General features: G+C 63.8%; 22 protein-coding genes and 1 tRNA gene. 21 read left to right on the top strand and 2 right to left on the bottom strand.

Annotated elements, in window-relative coordinates:
• The 3 genes from OOJ09_RS24230 to OOJ09_RS24220 all read left to right on the top strand — a co-directional run.
• On the top strand, positions 1-1,134 hold a 1,134-nt coding region (locus tag OOJ09_RS24230), incomplete at its 5' end, for an HsdM family class I SAM-dependent methyltransferase (RefSeq protein ID WP_269907613.1).
• The gene (locus OOJ09_RS24225) at positions 1,131-2,471 is read left to right on the top strand and encodes a restriction endonuclease subunit S (protein WP_269907612.1); all 1,341 of its coding nucleotides are present in this window, start codon (positions 1,131-1,133) and stop codon (positions 2,469-2,471) included. The genes OOJ09_RS24230 and OOJ09_RS24225, both read left to right, overlap by 4 nt.
• Positions 2,452-3,069 carry a DUF429 domain-containing protein gene (locus OOJ09_RS24220; protein ID WP_269907611.1) on the top strand — a complete coding sequence of 206 codons (618 nt, stop codon included), beginning with the start codon at positions 2,452-2,454 and terminating at the stop codon, positions 3,067-3,069. Before OOJ09_RS24225 ends, OOJ09_RS24220 begins: the two co-directional genes overlap by 20 nt.
• Positions 3,070-3,171: 102 nt before the next feature.
• Here the strand turns inward: OOJ09_RS24220 and OOJ09_RS24215 are convergent.
• Positions 3,172-3,261, bottom strand: a tRNA-Ser gene (locus OOJ09_RS24215).
• Between the two features lie 466 nt (positions 3,262-3,727).
• Here OOJ09_RS24215 and OOJ09_RS24210 point away from each other — a divergent pair.
• From OOJ09_RS24210 to OOJ09_RS24200, 3 genes are all read left to right on the top strand, one after another.
• On the top strand, positions 3,728-4,387 hold the full coding sequence (locus OOJ09_RS24210) for a 50S ribosomal protein L21 (RefSeq protein ID WP_269907610.1): 660 nt from the start codon (positions 3,728-3,730) through the stop codon (positions 4,385-4,387).
• 97 nt (positions 4,388-4,484) lie between these two features.
• On the top strand, positions 4,485-4,754 hold the full coding sequence (gene rpmA, locus OOJ09_RS24205; protein ID WP_091578900.1) for a 50S ribosomal protein L27: 270 nt from the start codon (positions 4,485-4,487) through the stop codon (positions 4,752-4,754).
• A gap of 120 nt (positions 4,755-4,874) precedes the next feature.
• Positions 4,875-5,462, top strand: coding sequence for a GNAT family N-acetyltransferase (locus OOJ09_RS24200; RefSeq protein ID WP_269907609.1), 588 nt, complete (start codon positions 4,875-4,877; stop codon positions 5,460-5,462).
• 93 nt (positions 5,463-5,555) lie between these two features.
• On the opposite strand, the gene OOJ09_RS24195 is transcribed toward OOJ09_RS24200, so the two are convergent.
• Positions 5,556-6,425, bottom strand: coding sequence for an endonuclease/exonuclease/phosphatase family protein (locus OOJ09_RS24195; protein WP_269907608.1), 870 nt, complete (start codon positions 6,423-6,425; stop codon positions 5,556-5,558).
• Positions 6,426-6,557: 132 nt separating this feature from the next.
• Between OOJ09_RS24195 and obgE the strand changes: the two genes are divergently transcribed.
• The 15 genes from obgE (at position 6,558) to OOJ09_RS24120 (ending at position 22,092) form a co-directional block, all read left to right on the top strand.
• Positions 6,558-7,589, top strand: a complete 1,032-nt coding sequence (gene obgE, locus OOJ09_RS24190) for a GTPase ObgE (protein WP_269907607.1) — start codon at positions 6,558-6,560, stop codon at positions 7,587-7,589.
• A 4-nt stretch (positions 7,590-7,593) separates the two neighbouring features.
• Complete coding sequence (proB, locus tag OOJ09_RS24185) at positions 7,594-8,769, top strand: glutamate 5-kinase (RefSeq protein ID WP_269907606.1); 1,176 nt, start codon at positions 7,594-7,596, stop codon at positions 8,767-8,769.
• A gap of 3 nt (positions 8,770-8,772) precedes the next feature.
• On the top strand, positions 8,773-10,059 hold the full coding sequence (locus OOJ09_RS24180; RefSeq protein ID WP_269907605.1) for a glutamate-5-semialdehyde dehydrogenase: 1,287 nt from the start codon (positions 8,773-8,775) through the stop codon (positions 10,057-10,059).
• Positions 10,060-10,222: 163 nt separating this feature from the next.
• Entirely contained in the window at positions 10,223-10,810 is a 588-nt protein-coding gene (locus OOJ09_RS24175; RefSeq protein WP_269907604.1) for a nicotinate-nucleotide adenylyltransferase, read from the top strand.
• A 103-nt stretch (positions 10,811-10,913) separates the two neighbouring features.
• A complete protein-coding gene (locus tag OOJ09_RS24170; RefSeq protein ID WP_269907603.1) occupies positions 10,914-12,200 on the top strand; it encodes an MFS transporter in 1,287 nt (428 codons plus the stop codon).
• 168 nt (positions 12,201-12,368) lie between these two features.
• The gene (gene rsfS / locus OOJ09_RS24165; protein ID WP_091578959.1) at positions 12,369-12,746 is read left to right on the top strand and encodes a ribosome silencing factor; all 378 of its coding nucleotides are present in this window, start codon (positions 12,369-12,371) and stop codon (positions 12,744-12,746) included.
• A gap of 85 nt (positions 12,747-12,831) precedes the next feature.
• Positions 12,832-13,314 (top strand): 23S rRNA (pseudouridine(1915)-N(3))-methyltransferase RlmH, encoded by a 483-nt coding sequence (gene rlmH / locus OOJ09_RS24160; RefSeq protein ID WP_269907602.1) that lies wholly within the window; start codon positions 12,832-12,834, stop codon positions 13,312-13,314.
• A gap of 125 nt (positions 13,315-13,439) precedes the next feature.
• Positions 13,440-14,777 (top strand): murein hydrolase activator EnvC family protein, encoded by a 1,338-nt coding sequence (locus OOJ09_RS24155; RefSeq protein WP_269907601.1) that lies wholly within the window; start codon positions 13,440-13,442, stop codon positions 14,775-14,777.
• Positions 14,778-16,109 carry a S41 family peptidase gene (locus OOJ09_RS24150; protein ID WP_269907619.1) on the top strand — a complete coding sequence of 444 codons (1,332 nt, stop codon included), beginning with the start codon at positions 14,778-14,780 and terminating at the stop codon, positions 16,107-16,109.
• A gap of 283 nt (positions 16,110-16,392) precedes the next feature.
• Positions 16,393-17,574, top strand: a complete 1,182-nt coding sequence (locus tag OOJ09_RS24145) for a divergent polysaccharide deacetylase family protein (protein ID WP_269907600.1) — start codon at positions 16,393-16,395, stop codon at positions 17,572-17,574.
• 38 nt (positions 17,575-17,612) lie between these two features.
• Positions 17,613-18,134, top strand: coding sequence for an RNA pyrophosphohydrolase (locus OOJ09_RS24140; RefSeq protein WP_269907599.1), 522 nt, complete (start codon positions 17,613-17,615; stop codon positions 18,132-18,134).
• Between the two features lie 191 nt (positions 18,135-18,325).
• On the top strand, positions 18,326-19,465 hold the full coding sequence (gene alr / locus OOJ09_RS24135) for an alanine racemase (RefSeq protein ID WP_269907598.1): 1,140 nt from the start codon (positions 18,326-18,328) through the stop codon (positions 19,463-19,465).
• A gap of 272 nt (positions 19,466-19,737) precedes the next feature.
• On the top strand, positions 19,738-20,160 hold the full coding sequence (rnk, locus tag OOJ09_RS24130) for a nucleoside diphosphate kinase regulator (protein ID WP_269907597.1): 423 nt from the start codon (positions 19,738-19,740) through the stop codon (positions 20,158-20,160).
• A 14-nt stretch (positions 20,161-20,174) separates the two neighbouring features.
• Positions 20,175-20,717, top strand: coding sequence for a nucleoside-diphosphate kinase (locus OOJ09_RS24125; RefSeq protein ID WP_269907596.1), 543 nt, complete (start codon positions 20,175-20,177; stop codon positions 20,715-20,717).
• Between the two features lie 118 nt (positions 20,718-20,835).
• Entirely contained in the window at positions 20,836-22,092 is a 1,257-nt protein-coding gene (locus OOJ09_RS24120; protein WP_269907595.1) for a D-amino acid dehydrogenase, read from the top strand.
• Position 22,093: the final 1 nt, after the last annotated feature.

The following is a 22,093-nucleotide window of genomic DNA, read 5'->3' as shown; positions in this document are numbered from 1 at the left end:
CAGTTGGATTGGTTCTCGGCACGCGAAGAGGGTCTTGGCAACCTCTATGAGGGGCTGTTGGAAAAGAACGCCTCCGACAAGAAATCCGGCGCGGGTCAATACTTCACGCCGCGCCCTTTGATCGACTGCATCGTGCGCCTCATGCAGCCGCAGCCGGACGAGACGGTGCAAGACCCCGCTGCCGGCACCGCTGGGTTCCTCGTAGCCGCCGACCGCTACATCAAGGATCACACCGACGACCTCTACAAGCTGCCTGAGGCGCAAGCCTTCTTCCAGCGGCATAACGCCTTCGTGGGTGCCGAGCTTGTGCCTGACACGCACCGGCTTTGCATGATGAACCTGCTGCTGCACGGCATCGAAGGTGGTGTCGACAACATTGACACGCTGTCGCCCGATGGCGAGGCTCTACCAAAAGCCGACCTTCTGCTCACCAACCCGCCGTTCGGCACTAAGAAGGGCGGCGGTCGCCCGACGCGCTTGGACTTCTCGGTCACGGCGGATACCTCGAACAAGCAACTTGCCTTTGTCGAGCACATCGTCCGCGCATTGAAGCCCGGCGGCCGTGCTGCCGTTGTGGTGCCCGACAACGTATTGTTCGAGGACAACACGGGCCGCCGCCTGCGCACATGGCTAATGGACCTTTGCCAACTGCACACGATCTTGCGCCTGCCGACAGGCATCTTCTATTCGCAAGGCGTCAAGACCAACGTGCTGTTCCTCCAGCGCGGCAAGACTGACAAGGCGAACACAAAGGCCGTCTGGGTCTATGACATGCGGGCGAACATGCCCGCTTTTGGCAAGACCCGTCCGCTGACGGTCGCCGACTTCGCCGAGTTCGAAGCCGCCTACGGCGCAAACCCGAATGGCAGTCCAGAGCGAAAGGAACACGGTGACGACGGTCGGTGGAAGCGGTTCAACCGAGAGGCCATCGCCGCGCGCAACGACAACCTCGACATCGCATGGCTCCGCGACACCGAGGCCGAGGCAGAGGAGGCGTTGACCGAGCCGGAAGACATTGCCGCCGCCATCATCGGGCACCTCAAGGCCGCGTTGGAGGAGATCGAGGCACTCTCAGAAGAATTGGAGCCAGAAACGGTTTTGAACGCCGCTGTCATCGCGCAGGCTGCGGAATGAGCCAATTGCCAAATGGCTGGTCGCCTGAAGTTTTGGGCAAGCTAGTGGATTTTATCATGGGACAGGCACCTCCCGGAGCGGATTGCAACAAGTCGGGCGTCGGTACACCTTTCGTAAAGGCAGGAGAGTTCGGAAGCGACCGTCCTCTAATCAGGGAATGGACCGTTCGTCCGCTGAAGCATGCACTCTCCTCCGATGTTCTTATATGTGTGGTGGGTGCGACGGCGGGCAAAATCAACCTAGGTGCGGACTGTGCAATCGGGCGAAGTGTTGCTGCAATTCGCCCTACAGAAGCTCTGGACCAGCGGTTTCTCTATGATTTCTTGGCAACGAAAGTTCTCGACCTCAGAGCCGGTTCCACCGGTAGCGCGCAGGGTGTGATAGGTAAAGATGACCTAGCCGAGATAGAGATCCGCCTGCCGCCTGTGCCCGAACAGCGTCGGATCGTAGCCAAGATCGACAGCCTCACCGGCAAATCCAAACACGCCCGCCACCACCTCGACCACGTTCTTCGCCTCGTCGAGAGGTACAAGCAGGCTGTGCTGGCGGCAGCGTTCCGAGGGGATTTGACAAGCGGTTGGCGGGCCGGAAGGACGTCAGTGGCTTGGCAGCACGTTCCGTGGGAAGACGCTGGCACGACATTGAATGGAAGGGCTTTTCCAAGTGGAGATTATGCGACTAAGGGTGTGAAGCTCTTGCGACCGGGCAACTTGCATAAGAGTGGACGGGTGGAATGGAACGAAAAGAACACTCGCTTCCTTCCACGATCATATGCTCAGCAGCATCCCGAACACTTAATCCGAGGATGCGAGATAGTCGTAAACTTGACAGCCCAGAGCCTTGAAGATCAGTTTCTTGCCCGTGTTTGTCTGTCGTCAGAAACGGACGAATTTCTTCTAAATCAGCGTATCGCGCTCTTCCGTCCCCATCTTATGGACCGAAACTACTGCCTATACGCTCTCAAGGCACCTGACTTCCGAGCTTTCGTGGACAATGGGCTGAACTCTGGCAGCCTCATCCAACACGTTCACACGAAGCAACTGAAGCGCTTTGTCTTTCATATCGCTCCGCAAGATGAACAACGTGAAATCGTCCGACGCATCGAAACTGCGTTCAACTGGATCGACCGTCTCGCGGATGAGGCGACCAGCGCCAGTAAGCTGATCGACCATCTCGACCAAGCCGTTCTCGCCAAAGCCTTCCGGGGTGAACTTGTGCCGCAAGACCCAGCTGATGAACCCGCCAGCTTGTTGCTGGAGCGGATCAGGGCCGAGCGCGGTGCTGCACCAAAGGCGCGCCGAGGACGTCGGAAGCTGAATGATCGCGCTCGGCTTTGATCCGGGCGGTGCCAAGGGCTTTGGTTGCTGCCTTCTAGCGGAGGGCTCATTCACCACAGCTACGGTAGGGACCATTGCCGAGGCGATGCGGTGGGCGGTAATAGCTTGCGCAGGCGAAGCTCCTTCGTTGGCAGGTATTGATACGCTCCTCCACTGGAGCGATGGGCCGTCAGGATGGAGGCGAGCCGACCTTTGTCTCAAAGGGAAATACCCCGGCGCAAGCGCGAGCGTGATGTCGCCGAACTCGCTGTTCGGGGCAATGGCGGTCGGCGGAGTTGGCCTAGCCATCCGACTGAAGGAGCAATGGCCGATGATGGCCATTACCGAGACTCATCCGAAAGTCCTGTTTCACGCGCTGCATGGAGCAAATTACGCGAAGTCGGAGATAGCGGCCGCATTTGACTGGTTCGTTGATCGCGCAGCCTTGTCGCCGGGCAGTGTCAGAAACGAGCATGAACTCGACGCGCTGATTTCGGCTTGGGCCGCCAAGCAGGGAACACTGCAACAATGGAGTGACCTTTGCGAACCTCGAACGCAAGATATGATCTTTCCCGCAGGCCCGGTGTCGTACCTGTGGCCTCCTGCGGACTTGAAATGACTTGGCCCGCCGAATGCCGCTAAAATGATGCAGCTAAAGGTGCAGGCTCCGGAAGATTGAAGTCAAAAAAATAAATGAAACCAAGTATTTATCTGAAATCAATGGCGGAGAGGGAGGGATTCGAACCCCCGATGGGCTTGCACCCATGCCGCATTTCGAGTGCGGTGCATTCGACCACTCTGCCACCTCTCCGCGGTCATGGTCGGCCGTTGCCGGCGCGGCGCACTAGATAACGGCTGAACGGGCAGGTTACAAGGCCAAATCGGCCAGTTATTTGGCTTGCCCGACAGCCAGCGGATTCACGCCGGTGTTTACCGCTCACGGGCATCGCGCAGGCGGCCCTGGCGGTCATCGCCGCGACGCTTCTCTCCTGGGCGCCGTTGGCCTGCCGTTGTTCTCGCCGGAAAAGATCACCACCGGGGGCAACACCGTGTTGGGGGGCATGCTGAGACGGCCGGCCCGTGACCGCCAATGACAGTCTCGGCAGCGGCGCGGCCGTTTGCCTTGACTCGCACTCAACCTTCGGTTAGGGACAGCGCGCAATCGGCGTGGAGGGTTCTTCCGCGCCGCTTGTTTTTTGAACCCGCAGACTGACAAAAAGACGGCCGAACCGCCAGAGGCGGTTCATCGAGGCCGACCGAACAGCGAAAGGCAAAAAATGTTCGCAGTCATCAAAACGGGCGGCAAGCAGTATCGCGTCGCCGCCAACGATCTCCTGAAGATCGAAAAAGTCGAAGCCAGTGTCGGCGATATCGTCGAGATCGGCCACGTGCTCGCGCATGGCGAGGGCGAGAATGTCACGTTCGGCGCGCCGTTCGTCGATGGCGCGGTGGTCACCGCCGAAGTCGTCGAGCAGGGCAAGAACCGCACGGTCATCGCTTTCAAGAAGCGCCGCCGGCAGAACTCGCGCCGCAAGATCGGCCATCGCCAGCTTCTGACCACCGTGCGGATCTCCGAGATCCTGCTGGGTGGCGCCAAGCCGACCAAGAAGGCCGCCGCCAAGGCGGAAGTGAAGGCAGAGGCCGCCACCGAAGCGAAGGCGGAAGCCGCGCCGAAGAAGGAAGCCAAGGCCAAGGCAGCCGAGACCGCCGCAGCGCCGCTGTTCAAGGCGCCGAAGGGTGAGCCGGACGACCTGACCGTGATCAAGGGCATCGGCCCGGTCGCCGCCAAGGATCTCAACGAGCAGGGCATCATCACCTTCGCCCAGCTCGCCAAGCTGACCGACAAGGATGTCGCCAAGATCGACGAGCACATGCCCTTCAGCGCCGACCAGATCAAGGACTGGCGCGAGCAGGCCAAGGAATTGGCGGCGAAGTAATTTTCCGGCGAAACATCAGCCGGATCGGACTTGAAACGGAACGCGAACGCGTTCATAAGGCCTTTTAGGCGCCTTGCGGCGCAACGGAGTTAGTTAGATGGCACACAAGAAAGCTGGCGGCTCGTCGCGCAACGGTCGCGACTCGCATTCCAAGCGTCTGGGCGTGAAGAAGTTCGGCGGCGAAGCCGTCATCCCGGGCAACATCATCATTCGTCAACGCGGCACCACGTGGCATCCCGGCGTCAACGTCGGCATCGGCACGGACCATACGCTTTTTGCGCTCGAAGCCGGCGCCGTGATGTTCAACAAGAAAGCCAACGGCCGAACCTACGTATCGGTCAACCCGATTACCAAAGCCGCGGAGTAGCCGGTTCCGCACCAGAACACCGGCGCCCATCTCGGGAACCGGTGTCTGGCAAAGCCAGGAAAAGGATCAGGGGAGATGGGTTTCCATCTCCCCTTTTTCTTGTGCCTGGAGGACTTTCAAATGGTTGCCGAAGCGGAAGACTCAGAAGACGAAAGTTACGCGATAGACTGTCCGGTGCTGGTTACCGAGCGGCTGGTGATGCGGGCGCCGCACGAAGGCGATATCGCGCAACTGGTCGAGCTTGCCGACAACCGTCATGTCGCCGAAATGCTGGCCCGCATGCCGCACCCCTATGGCGAGGCCGAGGCGCGCGCTTTCCTCGCCATGACCAAGTCGCGCCGGGCCGGCATCGCCTACGCCTTGACGCTGGCCGGCACCGACACCTTTGTCGGCTGCGCGGGCTTGAACACCACCGATCGCGGGCTGGAACTCGGTTACTGGATCGGTGAGCCTCACTGGAAGCGCGGCTATGCGACGGAAGCCGCGCATGCGCTGGTCGACCTCGCTTTCCAGAGAACCTCGATCCAGGTGCTGCACGCCTCGACGCGGGTCATCAATCCGGCCTCCCGCCGGGTGATCCACAAATGCGGTTTCCAGTATGCCGGCCAGGGCATGCTGAACTCGATCGTCGCCGGCCAGGTGCCGGTCGAGCGCTACCGGCTCGACAGGAAGACTTGGACCAGCCTGCGGAACTGGATCCACTTTTGATGTGTACCAATATTCAGGTGACCTGAATCTCGACACGCCTCGGCGCTGAGCTTTTGGTCAGGGTTCAGAAAAGATTGCGGGCCAAACCTGGGTTCAACCCATTTCGACCCACACCGGCAGGTGGTCCGAACCGACCGCCTGGCGGTCGACCCACAGACGCTTCAGCGATCTGGCAAGCGAAGCGCTGGTGAAGACGTAGTCGATGCGCTTGTGGCGGCTGGCGTTGGCGGGTTGTTTGGGATCGACCCAGGAGACGAGATCGTCGCCAGCGACGTTGAGGCGCAAGGCGGCATCGACGGCAAAGTCGGCGGTCAGCGGCATGCCGAATTCATGATCCGGCCGGCCGGCGAGTTCGACATATTCGGGCGATCCGGCCAGCATGTTGAAATCGCCCATGCCGACAAAGGCTTCGGGATGGGGCAATTCCGGCAGGCCGATCTCGGCGACGCCGGACAAGGCGCCGCCTTCGAGCGCATAGTTCAGCAGGCGCTGGCGCAGGAACTGGATCTGGCTGGCGCGTTCGACCGGGCTGCGATGATCGAGATGGATGGAATAGAAGCGGATGAAACCAAGCGGTGTCTCGATCAGCGCCTCCAGCGCGCCACGCTGGAAGTTCATCATCTCGAAGCTGCGGCTGCGCGGCAGAAGCAGATTGCGCGACAGATGAATGGGCGTCTTCGACAGCACCATGTTGCCGAGCTGGAAAGTGTTGGTGACGGCGCGGCCGTTCTCGACGCGAGAACCGATATTGGCCTCGAAATTGCTGCCATAGACGGCGAAATAGTCGGGCAGCGCCTCGCCGATCTCGGCGACCATGTCGCGCCCGCCATTCCTGGGATTGTTGCGGGTCACCTCCTGCAGCGCGATCACGTCGGCGCCGCGCACGGCGTCGGTGACGCGCGCGACATCATAACGTCCATCGAGGCCGATGCCGTACTGGATGTTGTAGGTTACAAGCTTCATTCCGACATCACTCCGGCCGATCTCGCGCGGCCCCTGCCGCAAAACGTCCTCGCCCTTCGCCGCGCCTTGGTTTAGAGCAAGGCCCAAGGTTTAGAGCAATGCCGCAAGGCCAATAAAAGAAACTGCAGCCCGATGAAATTTCTCGATCAAGCCAAGGTCTATGTCCGCTCCGGTGACGGGGGCGCCGGTTCGGTGTCGTTCCGGCGCGAGAAGTTCATCGAATTCGGCGGACCGGATGGCGGCGACGGCGGCCGCGGTGGCGATGTCTGGCTGGAGGCGGTCGACGGGCTGAACACGCTGATCGACTATCGCTACCAGCAGCATTTCAAGGCCAAGACCGGCGTCCATGGCATGGGCCGCAACATGACGGGCGCCAAGGGCGCCGATGTCACGCTCAAGGTGCCGGTGGGAACCCAGGTCTTCGAGGAGGACAACGAGACGCTGATCTGCGACCTGACGGTGGTCGGCCAGCGCTTTCTGCTCGCCAAGGGCGGCAATGGCGGCTTCGGCAACCAGCATTTCAAGACCTCGACCAACCAGGCGCCGCGCCGCGCCAATCCCGGCCTGCCGGGCGTGGAGCTCAACATCTGGCTGCGTCTGAAGCTGATCGCCGATGCCGGGCTGGTCGGGCTGCCCAATGCCGGCAAGTCGACTTTCCTGGCCGCCGTCACCGCGGCCAAGCCGAAGATCGCCGACTATCCATTCACAACGCTGCACCCCGGTCTTGGCGTCGCTCGCATCGACGGGCGCGAATTCGTCATCGCTGACATTCCGGGCCTCATCGAAGGCGCGCATCAGGGTGTCGGCATCGGCGACCGCTTCCTCGGCCATGTCGAGCGCACGCGTGTGCTGCTGCATCTGGTTTCGGCGCAGGAGGAAAATCCCGGCAAGGCCTACAAGACCGTGCGCGGAGAGCTCGATGCCTATGGCAATGGCCTGACCGACAAGGTCGAGATCCTGGCGCTCAGTCAGGTCGACACGCTCGACGCCGATGCGCGCAAGAAGAAGGTCGCCTCGCTGAAGCGTGCCGCCGGCCGGGCGCCGATGCTGTTGTCCGCCGTCACCGGCGAAGGTGTCGAAGTCGTGTTGCGGGCGCTGATGGCGGTGATTGCCGAGGCGCGCGCGGAAACTGCTCCGGTAGTCGAGACGCGCTGGGAAAAATAGGGCCATGCAGTCGCTGAAGAAATACCGGCGCATCACCGTCAAGATCGGTTCGGCGCTGCTCGTCGACCGCACGACGGGCCTGAAGCGCGACTGGCTGGCCTCGCTCGCCGACGATATTGCGGTGCTCGCCCAGGGCGGCGCCGAGATCCTCGTCGTGTCGTCCGGCGCCATCGCGCTCGGCCGCACCATTCTCGGCCTTGGCAAGCGTGCCCTGAAGCTCGAGGAGAGCCAGGCAGCGGCTGCCGTCGGGCAGATCGCGCTGGCCGGCGCCTGGTCGGATGCGCTCGGCAAGGGCAGCCTGAGATCGGGCCAGATCCTGCTGACGCTCGGCGACACCGAGGAACGCCGCCGCTACCTCAACGCGCGAGCGACGATCTCGACGCTGCTCAAGATGAAGGCGGTGCCGGTCATCAACGAGAACGACACGGTGGCGACCTCCGAAATCCGCTATGGCGACAATGACCGGCTGGCCGCGCGCGTGGCGACGATGATGGGCGCAGACCTTCTGGTCCTGCTTTCCGACATTGACGGGCTCTACACCGCGCCGCCGGCGCGCGACCCGCAAGCCAAATTCATTGCCGTCGTCGACCGTATTACGCCTGACATCGAGGCGATGGCGGGCGCCGCCGCTTCCGAGCTGTCGCGCGGTGGCATGCGGACCAAACTCGACGCCGGCAAGATCGCCACCGCCGCCGGCACGGCGATGATCATCACATCGGGCACAAGGCTGTCGCCGCTGATGGCGATCGAACGCGGCGAACGCGCCACCTTCTTCCGTCCCAGCGCCAATCCGGTCAAGGGCTACAAGACCTGGATCGCCGGCCAGCTCGAACCGGCCGGCCGGCTGACGGTCGATGCCGGCGCCATCGGCGCGCTGCTGTCCGGCAAGTCGCTGCTGCCGGCCGGCGTCAAGCTGGTCAGCGGCAATTTCTCGCGTGGCGACACGGTGGCGATCCTGTCGCCCGAAGGCCGCGAGATCGCACGCGGCCTGGTTGCCTATGATGCCGCCGATGCCGTAAGGATCGCTGGTCTGAAAACGGCCGAGATCGAAACCGTGCTCGGTTACGAAGCGCGTTCAGCGATGATCCACCGCGACGACCTTGTGGTGAGCCATGCAGCCGACCAAGCCCGGGTTGCCGACCAGGTACGGACCGGTGACCAAGTATCGAGCGGAGGGTGAGCCATGCTGAAGCTGCATGAAAAATCCCGGGATGACACCGTGGCGCTGATGGCCGATATCGGCCGCCGCGCCCGCGCCGCCGCCCGACCGCTGGCCATTGCCACGACCGCCGCCAAGAACGCCGCGCTCGCCGCCATGGCCGAGACGATCCTGCGTCGTGAACGAGACATCCTCGACGCCAACGCCATCGATGTCTCGAATGGCGAGGAATCAGGGCTTTCCGCTTCGTTCATGGACCGGCTGAAGCTCAACCCGGCGCGCATCCGCGCCATGGCCGAAGGTATCCGTGAGATCGCGGCACTGCGCGATCCGGTCGGCGACGTCATCGCTGAATGGGACCGGCCGAACGGCCTCCACATCGAGCGCGTGCGCACGCCGCTCGGCGTCGTCGGCGTCATCTATGAGAGCCGTCCGAACGTGACGGCGGATGCCGGCGCGCTGTGCCTCAAGGCCGGCAACCCGGTTATCCTGCGCGGCGGCTCGGATTCGCTCAACTCATCGGCCGCCATCCATGCCTGCCTGGTCGAGGGGCTGAAGGCCGCCGGCCTGCCGGAGGACGCCATCCAACTGGTGCCGACCACCGACCGCGCCGCTGTCGGCGAGATGCTGAAGGGCCTCGGCGGTGCGCTCGACGTCATCATTCCGCGCGGGGGAAAAAGCCTTGTCGGGCGGGTGCAGAACGAGGCGCGGGTGCCGGTCTTCGCCCATCTCGAAGGCATCTGCCATCTCTACATCGACCGTTCCGCCAGGCTCGACATGGCAGTTGAGATCGCCGTCAACGCCAAGATGCGGCGCACCGGCGTGTGCGGTGCCGCCGAGACGCTGCTGGTCGACCGCGCGGTGGCGTCCACTCATCTGGTGCCGATCCTCGACGCTTTGCGCGCGGCCGGCTGCGAGATCCATGCCGATGCCGAGGTGCTGAAAGTGTTCTTCGACGCCAAGCCGGCGACCGACGCCGACTGGGTGACCGAATATCTCGACGCCATCATCGCGGTGAAGCTGGTCGACGGCATCGATGGTGCGATCGAGCACATCGAGAATTTCTCCTCGCACCACACCGAGGCGATCGTCGCGGAGGACGCGCAGGTGGTGGAACGGTTCTTCAACGAGATCGATTCGGCGATCCTGTTGCACAATGCCTCGACGCAGTTCGCCGACGGCGGCGAATTCGGCATGGGTGCCGAGATCGGCATCGCCACCGGCAAGATGCATGCGCGCGGGCCGGTCGGCGTCGAGCAGTTGACCTCGTTCAAATACCGCGTGCGCGGGTCGGGACAGGTGAGGCCTTGAACGCTGGTCTTACCCTCCCCCTTGTGGGGAGGGTGGCGAGCGCAGCGAGCCGGGTGGGGGGACGACGCTGAATTCCACGATACCCCCACCCCGCTCCGCTTCGCGGATCGACCCTCCCCACAAGGGGGAGGGTAAGGACGCCGTCTCCCCCCGCTATCTCAAAATGCCGCATGCCGAAAAGGGGCTGGCTGTCGGCCTGTTCGGCGGTTCGTTCAATCCGCCGCATGCCGGCCATGCGCTGGTCGCCGAAATCGCGCTGCGGCGCCTGGCGCTCGACCAGTTGTGGTGGATGGTGACGCCCGGCAATCCGCTGAAGAGCACGCGGGAGCTGGCGCCGCTGGCCGAGCGGCTGCAATTGTCCGAGCGGATCGCCAAGAACCCCAAGGTCAAGGTCACCGCCTTCGAGGCGGCCCATCACGTCCGCTACACCGCCGACACGCTGGCGCTGGTCAAGGCGCGCAATCCCGGCGTCGATTTCGTCTGGATCATGGGCGCCGACAGCTTGCGCGACTTCCATCGCTGGCAGCGCTGGCGCGAGATCGTCATGACCTTCCCGATCGCGGTCATCGACCGCCCGGGCGCGACACTGTCGTTCCTGTCGTCGGTGGTCGCCAAGACCTTCGACTATGCCCGCGTCGACGAGGGGGACGCGCCTCGCCTCGCCCGCATGAAGGCGCCGGCCTGGACCTTCATCCATGGCCCGCGCTCGTCGCTGTCGTCGAGCGCGATCCGCAAGCTGGCGAAAGGCTGAGCATCCTGTCCCGTCGGAAGCGGCGAAAGCGAGATTTCCACCCGTCCGGCGATGTCGCTTTTATCGCTCCCTTTGCCTGTTTCATGGGCAATCCTGAGCAGACATGCCGATTCTCGAAAAAAACCGCACCGAAGCCACGCAGCGCGAAGAGCCGCCGCTGGTCGCGATTGCCAGCGTCATCGTGTCGATGGCGCTGATCGCTGTCGGCAATGGGCTGATGTTTGCCTATATCCCGGTCCGCCTTGGCGTCGAAGGCTTCGATCCGACATGGGCCGGGCTGATCATCACCGGCCTTTCGGCCGGCGGTCTCGCCGGCTGTATCCTGACCGGACCGCTGGTGCGAAGGGTTGGCCACGCGCGTGCGTTCATGGTGCTGTCGGCCCTGATCGCACTGGCCAATGCCGCCGTCGGCGCCGGGCCGCACCCGATCGTGTGGATTGCCGCCCGCGCGCTCTACGGCTTTGCCATCTGCGGCCTGTTCATCGTTGCCCAAAGCTGGCTGAACGATGCCATTGCCAACGCCATACGCGGCAGGGTGATGGCTTTCTTCTACGTTGCCTATGTCGCCGGGCTTGGCGTCGGTTACGCGACGCTGGCGCTGGTCGATATCAGGACGGCGGATGCGCCCTTGATCGGCATCGTCTTCACCGCTCTGTCGATCCTCCCTGTCGGGATGACGCGGCTGGCCCAGCCGCCGGCGCCGCAAGCGGCCTCGGTGGCGCTCGGCCGGGCCTGGCGGATTTCACCGGTCGGCGTCGCCGGCATGCTGGCGGTCGGTGGCCTGTCGATGTCGATTGCCGGCTTTGCGCCGATCCACGCCACGGCCAAGGGCTACAGCCAGGCCGATGTGGCGCTGCTGCTTTCGGCAATGCCGGTCGGCACGCTGATCCTGCAGATACCGCTTGGCTGGATTTCCGACCGTACCGACCGCCGCTATGTGCTGGTCGCGGCATCGGCGCTTGCCGCCGCGGCGGGCATGTTCGCGCTCGGCTTCGACGGCGGCGCGCTGGCGGCGCTGGTGGTGATCTACATCATCTGGGACGGCGCGTCGGAATCGATCTATTCGCTGGCCAGCGCGCATGCCGCCGACCGCGCCGGCAAGGATGACATGGTGGCGCTGTCCAGCTCGCTGTTGTTTGCCTGGTCGCTTTCGGGCTTCATCGTGCCGGGCATCGTGACGGCGCTGTCGGCGGTCTTCGGCACGCAGGCTTTCATCTACGTGGCTATCGTCATCGCTTGCGCCTTCAGCCTGTTCGTGCTGTTGCGCGTGTTCACGAAACTGTCGGTTCCGACCACGGAAACCGGCAGTTTCGCGCCGATGACGGCGCAGGCGCCGCTGCCGGTGGAACTCGCCTTCGCACCCGAGGATAATGCCAGGAAACCGGGCTGAATCCGGGCCGGCAATATGTCGTTGGCGATGTCTTGCGGGGCTCCGTCTTGAAACTGCAACGGAACTCTGCCTATCTAAGCGGTGTCACCTGCTTTCAGGGGTGATTTGGTTGTTCTTGCTGCGAAAGGAAATACACTGAGAACAGCACTGCGGAAGAAGGCCTATATCGTGCCTTCGCCGGCCGGGATCAGCGTAAACGACGCCGTGTCCCGCGCCATCAAGACAGTCCTTGCCAGTCTGGAAGACTCCAAGGCCGAAAACATCGTCTCAATCGACATCCAGGGGAAATCGAGCCTCGGCGACTATATGGTCGTCGCCTCGGGCCGATCGCACCGTCATGTCTCGGCTGTCGCCGATCACCTGCTCAAGGCGCTCAAGGATGCCGGTCTCGGCACGGCGCGCGTCGAGGGGCTGGCCGGCGCCGACTGGGTCCTGATCGATTCGGGCGACATCATCGTCCATGTCTTCCGCCCCGAAGTCCGCGAATTCTACAATCTCGAAAAGATGTGGCAGGCGCCGGATCTCGAGGAAGAAACCCTCCACTGAGCCGCCTTTGTTTTGATGCATGTCGTTGCCCGAAAACCGGTTTCCACCCTTGGGTGACATGCATTAGCGGCTTACAGGGGCGAGGATGAAGATATCAATTCATGCCGTGGGCCGGATGAAAGCTGGCCCCGAGAAGCAGCTCGCCGACCGCTATTTCGAGCGCTTCGCCAAAAGCGGCCCGACGGTGGGGCTCGAATTTGCCGGCGTGACCGAGATCGCCGAAGGGCGCGCGCAGACCGCCAATGAGCGGCGGCGCGAGGAAGGCCAGAGGCTGCAGACGCAGTTGCAGCCGGGCATGGCGCTGATCCTGCTCGACGAACGCGGCAAGAGCTTTTCCTCGGAAGAATTCGCCGGACGCATCGGATTGCTGCGCGATGGCGGCCGCAAGGCGCTGGTCATCGCCATTGGCGGCGCCGACGGCCATGATCAGTCGCTGCGCGACCAGGCCGACCTGGTGGTCTCGTTCGGCGCACTGACCTGGCCGCACCAGCTGGTGCGCGTGATGCTCGGCGAGCAGCTCTACAGGGTCGCCACGATCCTGTCCGGCCATCCCTATCACCGTTCATAAACCGGGGGATTGGCGCGACCTGCCCGGATTTCCGCCCCATTGCCGCGCAAGAATGCATCGACAAGCGAGCCCTCCAAACATGGTTGATGGTTCGTTAACGAAGCCGCGGATAGAGTCGGCACCGAATGTCTGAAGGCTGGAAATCAAGAACGGGCTCATGGCGCGCGCGCTGCGGCATCGCGGCGGCGGCGCTTGTCCTGTCGTTCCATGCGGCGCGGGCCGAGAACACGCTCGACATGGCTCCCGATCCGGATCAGAGCCAGGCTGAATACGAACGGGTTTCGAAGGAGATCACGCTGTCGTCGGAGCGGCTGGCCAAGCTCTCCGCCGACATCGCGACGATCAAGAAGGACCACGCCTCGATCACCGCCGCCCTGATCCAGTCGGCAATGACCGAGCAGAAGCTCGGCCAGGACATCGAGGATATCGGCGCCAGGCTGGAAGGGCTGAAAGGCCAGGAACAGAAGATCCGCGGCTCGCTGGCGGCGCGGCGCGACGTCCTGGCCGAAGTGCTGGGCGCGCTGCAGCGCATGGGGCTCAACCCGCCGCCGGCGATCCTGGTCAAGCCGGAGGACGCGCTGTCGTCGGTGCGCAGCGCCATCCTGCTCGGCGCCGTGGTGCCGGAACTGCGTCAGCAGACGGATAGCCTGCTGGCCGATCTCAAGGAGCAGTCGCGGGTGACGGCCTCGATCGAGGCCGAACGCGCGCGGCTGACGGCGGCGGTCGGCGACCAGGCTGCGGAAAAGAAGCGGCTGGGCATGCTGCTGGAGGCCAAGCAGAAGCTCGAAGCCGACACGCAAACGGAAATGGCCGCTGAAAAGCAGCGATCCGAGGCGCTCGCCGCCAGGGCCGGCAGCCTGAAGGAGCTGATCGCCTCGCTCGAAGCGCAGGCCGACAAGACCCGCAAGGCGGCGGATGCGGCCAAGGCCGCCGAGCAGAAGACCGCGGACGGTGACAAGACATCGGCGCCGGCTGAGCCGGCATCCCCGCCTGTTCCGGAAAGCAATCAACTTGCCGCAGCGGCACCCTTTTCAGCCCTTCAGGGACAGATCGCGCTGCCGGTGACCGGCCGCATCAAACGGCGATTCGGCGCCGATGACGGTAACGGCGCAGTGATGCTTGGCGACATGGTTGCGACACAATCGGGAGCCATCGTCACCGCACCGGCGGATGGGAATGTGCTTTATGCGGGGCCGTTTCGCTCTTATGGTCAACTCTTGATCCTGAATGCTGGCGACGGTTATCATGTCGTTTTGGCGGGGATGAGCAGAATCAGCGTCGCGACTGGCCAGTCAGTGCTCGCAGGAGAGCCGGTCGGTGCGATGGGAGAAGCCCGGGTGGCGAGCACCTCGGTTTCGAAGAATGGAAATGCCACGCCGGAACTCTATGTCGAGTTCCGCAAGGATGGAAAACCCGTCGATCCGGCCCCATGGTGGGCGGACCGTTTTTCTGGAAGGACGTGAATAATGCGGAAATTGTCGCTTCTGTTTGCCGGTGCGCTGATGGGCGCGTCCGCCATGAGCCTTGTCTATGGCACGCCCGGCTCGGCGGCGAACGCTGCAGGATCGGAGACCTACAAGCAACTGGCGATCTTCGGCGACATCTTCGAGCGGGTGCGGGCACAGTATGTGACACCGCCCGACGACAAGTCGCTGGTCGAGAACGCCATCAACGGCATGCTTGCCTCGCTTGACCCGCACTCCTCCTACATGAACGCCGAACAGGCGCAGGACATGCGTGTCCAGACCAAGGGCGAGTTCGGCGGCCTCGGCATCGAAGTCACCATGGAGAATGACCTGGTCAAGGTGATCACGCCGATCGACGATACGCCGGCCGCCAAGGCAGGCGTGCTTGCCGGCGACTATATCGCCAAGATCGATGGCGAAGAGGTTCGCGGCCTGACCCTCAATGACGCTGTCGACAAGATGCGCGGCCTGGTCAACACACCGATCAAGCTCACCATCCTGCGCCAGGGCGCCGACAAGCCGATCGAACTGACGGTCGTGCGCGACATCATCAAGGTCAAGGCGGTCAAGTTCCGGGTCGAGAACGATATCGGCTACATGAAGATCACCTCGTTCACCGAAAAGACCTATGACGACCTCGAGAACGCCATCGACACCATCAAGAAGCAGGTGCCGAACGACAAGCTCAAGGGCTATGTGCTCGATCTGCGCCTCAATCCGGGTGGTCTGCTCGACCAGGCGGTGAGCGTGTCCGATGCCTTCCTCAACCGTGGCGAGATCGTCTCGACGCGCGGCCGCGATCCGAAGGACGTCACCCGCTTCGACGCCAAGCCAAAGCAGGTCGACGACATCAACGGCAAGCCGATGATCGTTCTCGTCAATGGCGGCTCGGCCAGTGCGTCGGAAATCGTCGCCGGCGCGCTGCAGGATCTGCGCCGCGTCACGGTGGTCGGCACGCAGTCCTTTGGCAAGGGTTCGGTGCAGACCATCATTCCGCTCGGCGAGAATGGTGCACTGCGGCTGACGACGGCGCTCTATTACACGCCGTCCGGCAAATCGATCCAGGGCAAGGGCATCACGCCCGACATCAAGGTCGACCAGCCGCTGCCGCCTGAACTGCAGGGCAGGGACCTGACGCGCGGCGAATCCGACCTCAAGGGCCACATCAAGGGCGCCGACGAGAGCTCGACCGGCTCGGGCTCGGCAGCCTATGTGCCGCCGGATCCGAAGGACGACCTGCAGCTCATCTATGCCGAGCAGCTGCTGCGCGGCCAGAAGACCGATCCGTCCTTCCCGCCCAATCCGGAAAAGGCCGTGCTCAACCAGTAACGGTCTGGAGCGGCGCACGCGCCGCTCTATCTTTTTGTTTGAGCATCGGATTTTCCCGAAACGGATTCCACTTTCGGGTCCGATGCTCCCGGGCCAAGGGCAATCAGCTCTGGCCGCCTGAACGAAGCGATGCGATGCTGCCGGGACCGAAAGGTCCCGGCAGTTTGATTCGGGGAACATGGCGCCTCGTAGTACGGCGCCAGGGCGTGCCGACACTGATGAATGCGCACATGTCTTTTTCGAAAGGTTCCCATTTTCGGGATCATGCGCCCGGGGATATGGCTTGGCTGACATAGGCAAGGACATCGAACGCCCGCTCGGACAGACCGTCCGGTCGCCGCGCGCCGCCGGCAGGGTCGGCTCAGGCGCGGTCATGGCGTCCGTTGTCGTGCTCGCGGTGGTCGGCGTGTCCGGTGCGATCGCGCTCAGGGAAAAGCCGTTTCGAAAGCCGCAAGAGGTTACCGTTTCGACACCGAAAGTGACCGCGGCCGCCGAACCCGCCGCAGCGCCGGCCGCGTTGGCTCCGGTCGCCACGCCAAAGGCGGAGAGCCCGGCAAGGACGGGCGGGCCGCAGATCATTCATGTGCAGACCGAAGAGGGCGATGGCCCGCCCAAGGCGTCCATCGTCATCCACGATCCGTCGACCATCGGCCAGAACCTGAAGATCGCACATATTCCAGACAAGGCGCTGATCGAAGCCAGCGACAGCGGGCCGTTGCCCGTGCGCGCCGCCGATGGCCGGCGGCCGTTCGACGTCTATGCGCGGCCCTGGTCCGGCGCGCGCGGCGCACGCGTGGCGATCGTCATCGGCGGGCTCGCGGTTTCGCAGACCGGCACCCAGGCGGCCATCGCCAAGCTGCCGCCGGAGGTGACGCTGGCCTTCGCGCCGCAAGGCAACAGCATCGGCCGCTGGATGCAGGCGGCGCGGCAGAGCGGCCACGAGATCGTCATGCAGGTGCCGCTCGAACCGTTCGATTATCCGAACGTCAACCCGGGCCGCAACACGCTGACGGTGGCGGCGAGCGCGGACGAGAATCTGAAGAACCTGCACTGGGCGCTGTCGCGGACGACAAACTATACCGGCGTCATGAACTACATGGGCGCGCGCTTTTCCGCCGACGCGGCGGCGATGGAGCCGTTCATGGCCGAGCTCGGCAAACGCGGGCTCGCCTTTATCGATGATGGTTCGTCGGCGCGCAGCCTTGCACCGGACCTGGCGCTGAAGGACGGCGTGCCCTTCGTTTCCGGCGACACGGCGATCGATGCCGTCCAGGATCGTGGCGCCATCCTGAAGAAACTCGACGGGCTGGAAGCCACAGCGCGCGCCAAGGGCTTTGCCGTCGGCATCGGCTCGGCCTTCGACCTGACGGTCGACACGGTGTCGTCCTGGGTGGTCGAAGCCAAGAAACGCGGCATCGAGATCGTGCCGATTTCGGCGGTGGCGATCGATCCGCAAAAAGGCTAGCCACGGCCTGATCGCAAGACGGTTGGAAAGACTGACTGATGCCAAAGAAAAAAAAGATTGATCGCGAAACGCTGCCCTATCGTCCCTGTGTCGGGCTGATGATCCTCAATGCCGATGGCCTGGTCTGGGTCGGGCATCGCATTGCGGAACCGGACAGCGAGTTTGCCGGCACGACGCAACTCTGGCAGATGCCGCAGGGCGGCATCGACAAGGGCGAGGAGCCCTTGCAGGCGGCGGAGCGCGAGCTCTATGAGGAGACCGGCATGCGTAGCGTCTCGCTGCTGGCCGAGGCGCCGGGCTGGATCAACTACGATTTGCCGGATGAACTCGTCGGCATTGCCTACAAGGGGCGGTATCGCGGCCAGACGCAGAAATGGTTCGCCTTCCGCTTCCACGGCGATGTCAGCGAGATCCAGATCAATCCACCGCCGGGCAACCACACCGCCGAATTCGACAAATGGTCATGGCGGCCGATGCAGGATCTTCCCGACCTGATCGTGCCGTTCAAGCGTCATGTCTATGAAGAGGTGGTGGCGGTGTTCCGGCATCTGGTGCGATAGCTGGACGATCGGCGGCGGTTGAAACGGCCGCAGTTGCCGTCCTGATCCGACGGTCCTATTGATGTCCATCCGCCACCAAGGCGCGTCGCGCTGATACGGATTCATGCGCCGCGCTTTGGTCTCTGTTTGTATGCATGTCGTTGTCCCAAGACCGAAGCCACTTTTGGGCGACATGCATTGGAAGGGTCGCCATGAACGACGCCCCCAAGAAGCCGCCGTCCGAGGACGTCACCGCCATAAGCAAAGCGGCGGCCGGGGCCGTCCTCACCATCGACCTTGGCGCGATCCGTGAAAACTACCGGCGGCTGAAAGCGCAATTGGGCGGCGTGCGTTGCGCCGGCGTGCTCAAGGCCGACGGGTACGGGCTTGGCGCGAGCCAGGTGGCGGCGGCGCTGCTGCGCGAAGGTTGCGAGATCTTCTTCGTCGCGCTTCTGGGCGAGGGTATCGCCTTGCGCCGTTCGCTTGGGCCGGGGCCCGCCATTTTCGTGTTGAACGGCATTCCGCCCGGTGCCGAGCCGGATGCCGCGGCGGCCGACCTTTCCGCCGTCGTCAACAGCCTCGCGCAACTGGCCGCCTGGCGCGAGACGGCCAGCCGTGCCGGCCGGAAGCTGCCGGCGGCGATCCAGGTCGACAGCGGCATGTCGCGGCTTGGCATGCCGCCAGGGGATGTCGAGCGCATTGCTCTCGATCCGCGTGCCTTTGACGGCATCGATCTCCGCTTCGTGATGAGCCATCTGGCCTGCGCCGACGAGCCGGAACATCCGGCCAATGAGCGGCAGCGACTGGCGTTCGAGCGGCTGCGCATGATGCTGCCTATGGCGCCGGCCTCGCTCACCAATTCGTCCGGCATCTTTCTCGGGCAGCGCTTTCACCACGATCTTGCCCGGCCTGGCGCGGCGCTCTACGGTATCAATCCGACGCCGGCAGGACCGAACCCGATGCTGCCGGTGGTGAGGCTGGAGGCCAAGGTCGTCCAGACACGGGTGCTGGAGGCCGGCGTTGGGGTCGGCTATGGCCACACGTTCCATACGACGGCTCCTCTCACGGCTGCGACGATCTCGCTTGGCTATGCGGACGGCTGGCATCGACGCGCGGCGTCCGCGGCCTGGTTCGAAGGCGTGCGGTTGCCCTTCCTCGGGCGGGTGTCGATGGATTCGATCATTCTCGACATATCCGCCTTGCCGTCCGGCAAGCTCCGCGATGGCGACCTCGTCGAGCTGCTCGGCCCCTCGCAAAGCGTCGACGACGCGGCCGGCCATGCCGGTACCATCGGCTATGAAATCCTGACCAGCCTCGGCCCGCGCTTTCATCGCGACTATGTCGGCGGTTGAGCGCTTTGGCCGCGCTTGACAAGCGGACGCCTGTCGGCAAGGTTCGGGGCATGAGCAACCTCGCCCATATCAGAACCTTGTTCAGGGTCTGCCCGATCGCGGGATCGTAGCCCCGGCGCGGCCGCCTTTTGGCGTCCGTCCGAACCGGGGCATCTACCTGACATCACCATCCTCAAGCCAGACGGCCTCGCGGCTGTCGGCTTTTCATCAAGCCGCCATCGGCACGGCGGCAAGCGCGCATCTGTTCGATGCGCCAATTCATGAGGTTTGCCATGCGACATGCAACAGGACTACGCCCACAGAGCCGGCTTCTGGTCAGCGATGCCGACCATGACAGGCTGACGGGCCTGGCGAGGACGTTTCTCGACCGCGCGCCCGAGACGGCCGAAGATCTGCTCTCGGAAATGGATCGGGCCGTCATCACGGATGCCGCGGCAATGCCCGCCGACGTGGTGCGAATGGGCTCCACGGTGACAATCAGCGGCCAAGGCGGAGACACGCAGCGCATCACGCTGGTCTATCCGGGCGAGGCCGACATTTCCGACAACAGGATCTCGGTGCTGACGCCGATGGGGACAGCGCTCATCGGTGCGGCCGTCGGGCAGGTGGTGTGCTGGAGCAGCCGTGGCGGCCGGGAACTGTCGGTGACCGTCGAAGCCGTCGACACGCCCCCCTCCGGCCAGCAGCCGTCGTGAGCGCGGAGGCGGTGATGACAGCCATGAATTGCTGCCTGACGACGAAGGACTTCGCCGTCCTCGAAGTCATGCTGGAGCGCCGGCGCGCATTCGCGGATCCGATCGCGCACATGCTCGAGCACAAGCTTTCAACCGCCGATGTCGTCCCGATCGATTCGGTCGGACCCGATATCGTCACGCTGAACAGCAGAGTGGTGTTTCGTATCGATGCCGGCCCTGCCGAGACGCGAACCCTGGTGCAAAACGAGGTCCGCGGACCGGTCGGCTCCAGCCTGTCGGTCGCAACGCGGCGCGGCCTCCGCATGCTCGGCATGGCGGAAGGGCAGACGACATCGATCGAACATCCAGACGGCAGGCGGGAGTCGATCCTGATCAAGGCAGTGCTCTACCAGCCGGAGGCCGCGCGGCGGGCAGTCAAGGAGAAATCCCAAGCCGAGCTCAGGCGACCGCATGGGCTCACCCTCGTCTACAGCGCCGCGGCCGACAGGCGGCCTCTTGGCGAGAGAGCCGGAATGCGGCAGACAGAGGACGACGACCCGGGTCCCTCGGCAGCGTGAATGGGCAACGGCGCATGGTCTCGAAAATCGGCATCGATTTTCGCAAGGGATCATGCGCAAATTGGAAATGCGGCCACGTCCATCGGGGTCCTGAAGGACGTGGCGCAAGGAGTGAATGATGAAAATCATGGTGCTGGGCAGTGGCGTGATCGGGGTGACCACGGCGTATTATCTCGCCGAGGCCGGCCACGAGGTGACGGTGATCGACCGCCAGAAAGGCCCGGCGCTGGAAACCAGCTTCGCCAATGCCGGCGAGATTTCGCCCGGCTATGCCTCGCCCTGGGCCGGGCCGGGCATTCCGCTGAAGGCGATCAAATGGCTGCTGATGAAGCATGGCCCGCTGGTGGTTCGGCCGGCCTTCGACCCGCATATGTGGACATGGCTGGTCAAGATGCTGCGCAACTGCACGGCCGAGCGCTACGCGATCAACAAATCGCGCATGGTGCCGCTGGCCGAGTACAGCCGCGACACGCTGAAGGCGCTGCGCGAAGCGACCGGCATCGCCTATGACGAACGCACCCAGGGCACGCTGCAGTTGTTTCGCACGCAAAAGCAGTTCGATGGCACCGCCGGCGATGTCGAGGTGCTGAAGAAATATGACGTGCCCTATGAAATCCTCGACCAGGACGGCTGCATCGGGGCGGAGCCGGCGCTGGCCGGGGTGCGCGAGAAATTCGTCGGCGGCCTCAGGCTGCCGGGCGACGAGACCGGCGACTGCAAGATGTTCACCGACAGGCTGACTGAGCTTTGCGTGGCGCGCGGGGTCAAGTTTGAATACGACGTGACGATCTGGCGCGTCATTCGCAGCCGCAACCGCATCGCCAATCTCTCGACCAGCAAGGGCTGGAAAGCCGCCGACGCCTATGTGATGGCGTTGGGCAGTTACTCGGCGGCGTTCATGCGCCGGGTGAAGCGGCCGATCCCGGTCTATCCGGTCAAGGGCTATTCGATCACCGTGCCGATCCAGGATGCCGCCGCCGCACCGGTGTCGACGGTGATGGACGAGACCTACAAGGTGGCGATCACCCGGCTCGGAGACCGCATCCGCGTCGGCGGCACGGCCGAGATTTCCGGCTTCGACCTCAGGCTGCACGAATCGCGGCGGCGCACGCTGGAACACTCGGTCGGCGATCTCTTCCCGGGCGCCGGCGCCATGCGGCAGGCGACCTTCTGGTGCGGGCTGCGGCCGATGACGCCGGACGGCCCACCGCTGATCGGCCGCACCGAGCTTTCCAATCTCTATCTCAACACCGGCCACGGCACGCTCGGCTGGACCATGGCCTGCGGTTCGGGCAAGGTGCTGGCCGACATCATCTCCAACCGGGTGCCGGACATCGATGTCCGCGCGCTGGCGCAGGAGCGTTATCTGCGATAGG

The sequence above is a fragment of the Mesorhizobium qingshengii genome (assembly GCF_027563465.1).
GTDB lineage: Bacteria > Pseudomonadota > Alphaproteobacteria > Rhizobiales > Rhizobiaceae > Mesorhizobium > Mesorhizobium qingshengii_A.
This window is presented reverse-complemented; position numbering and strand designations above follow the sequence as displayed.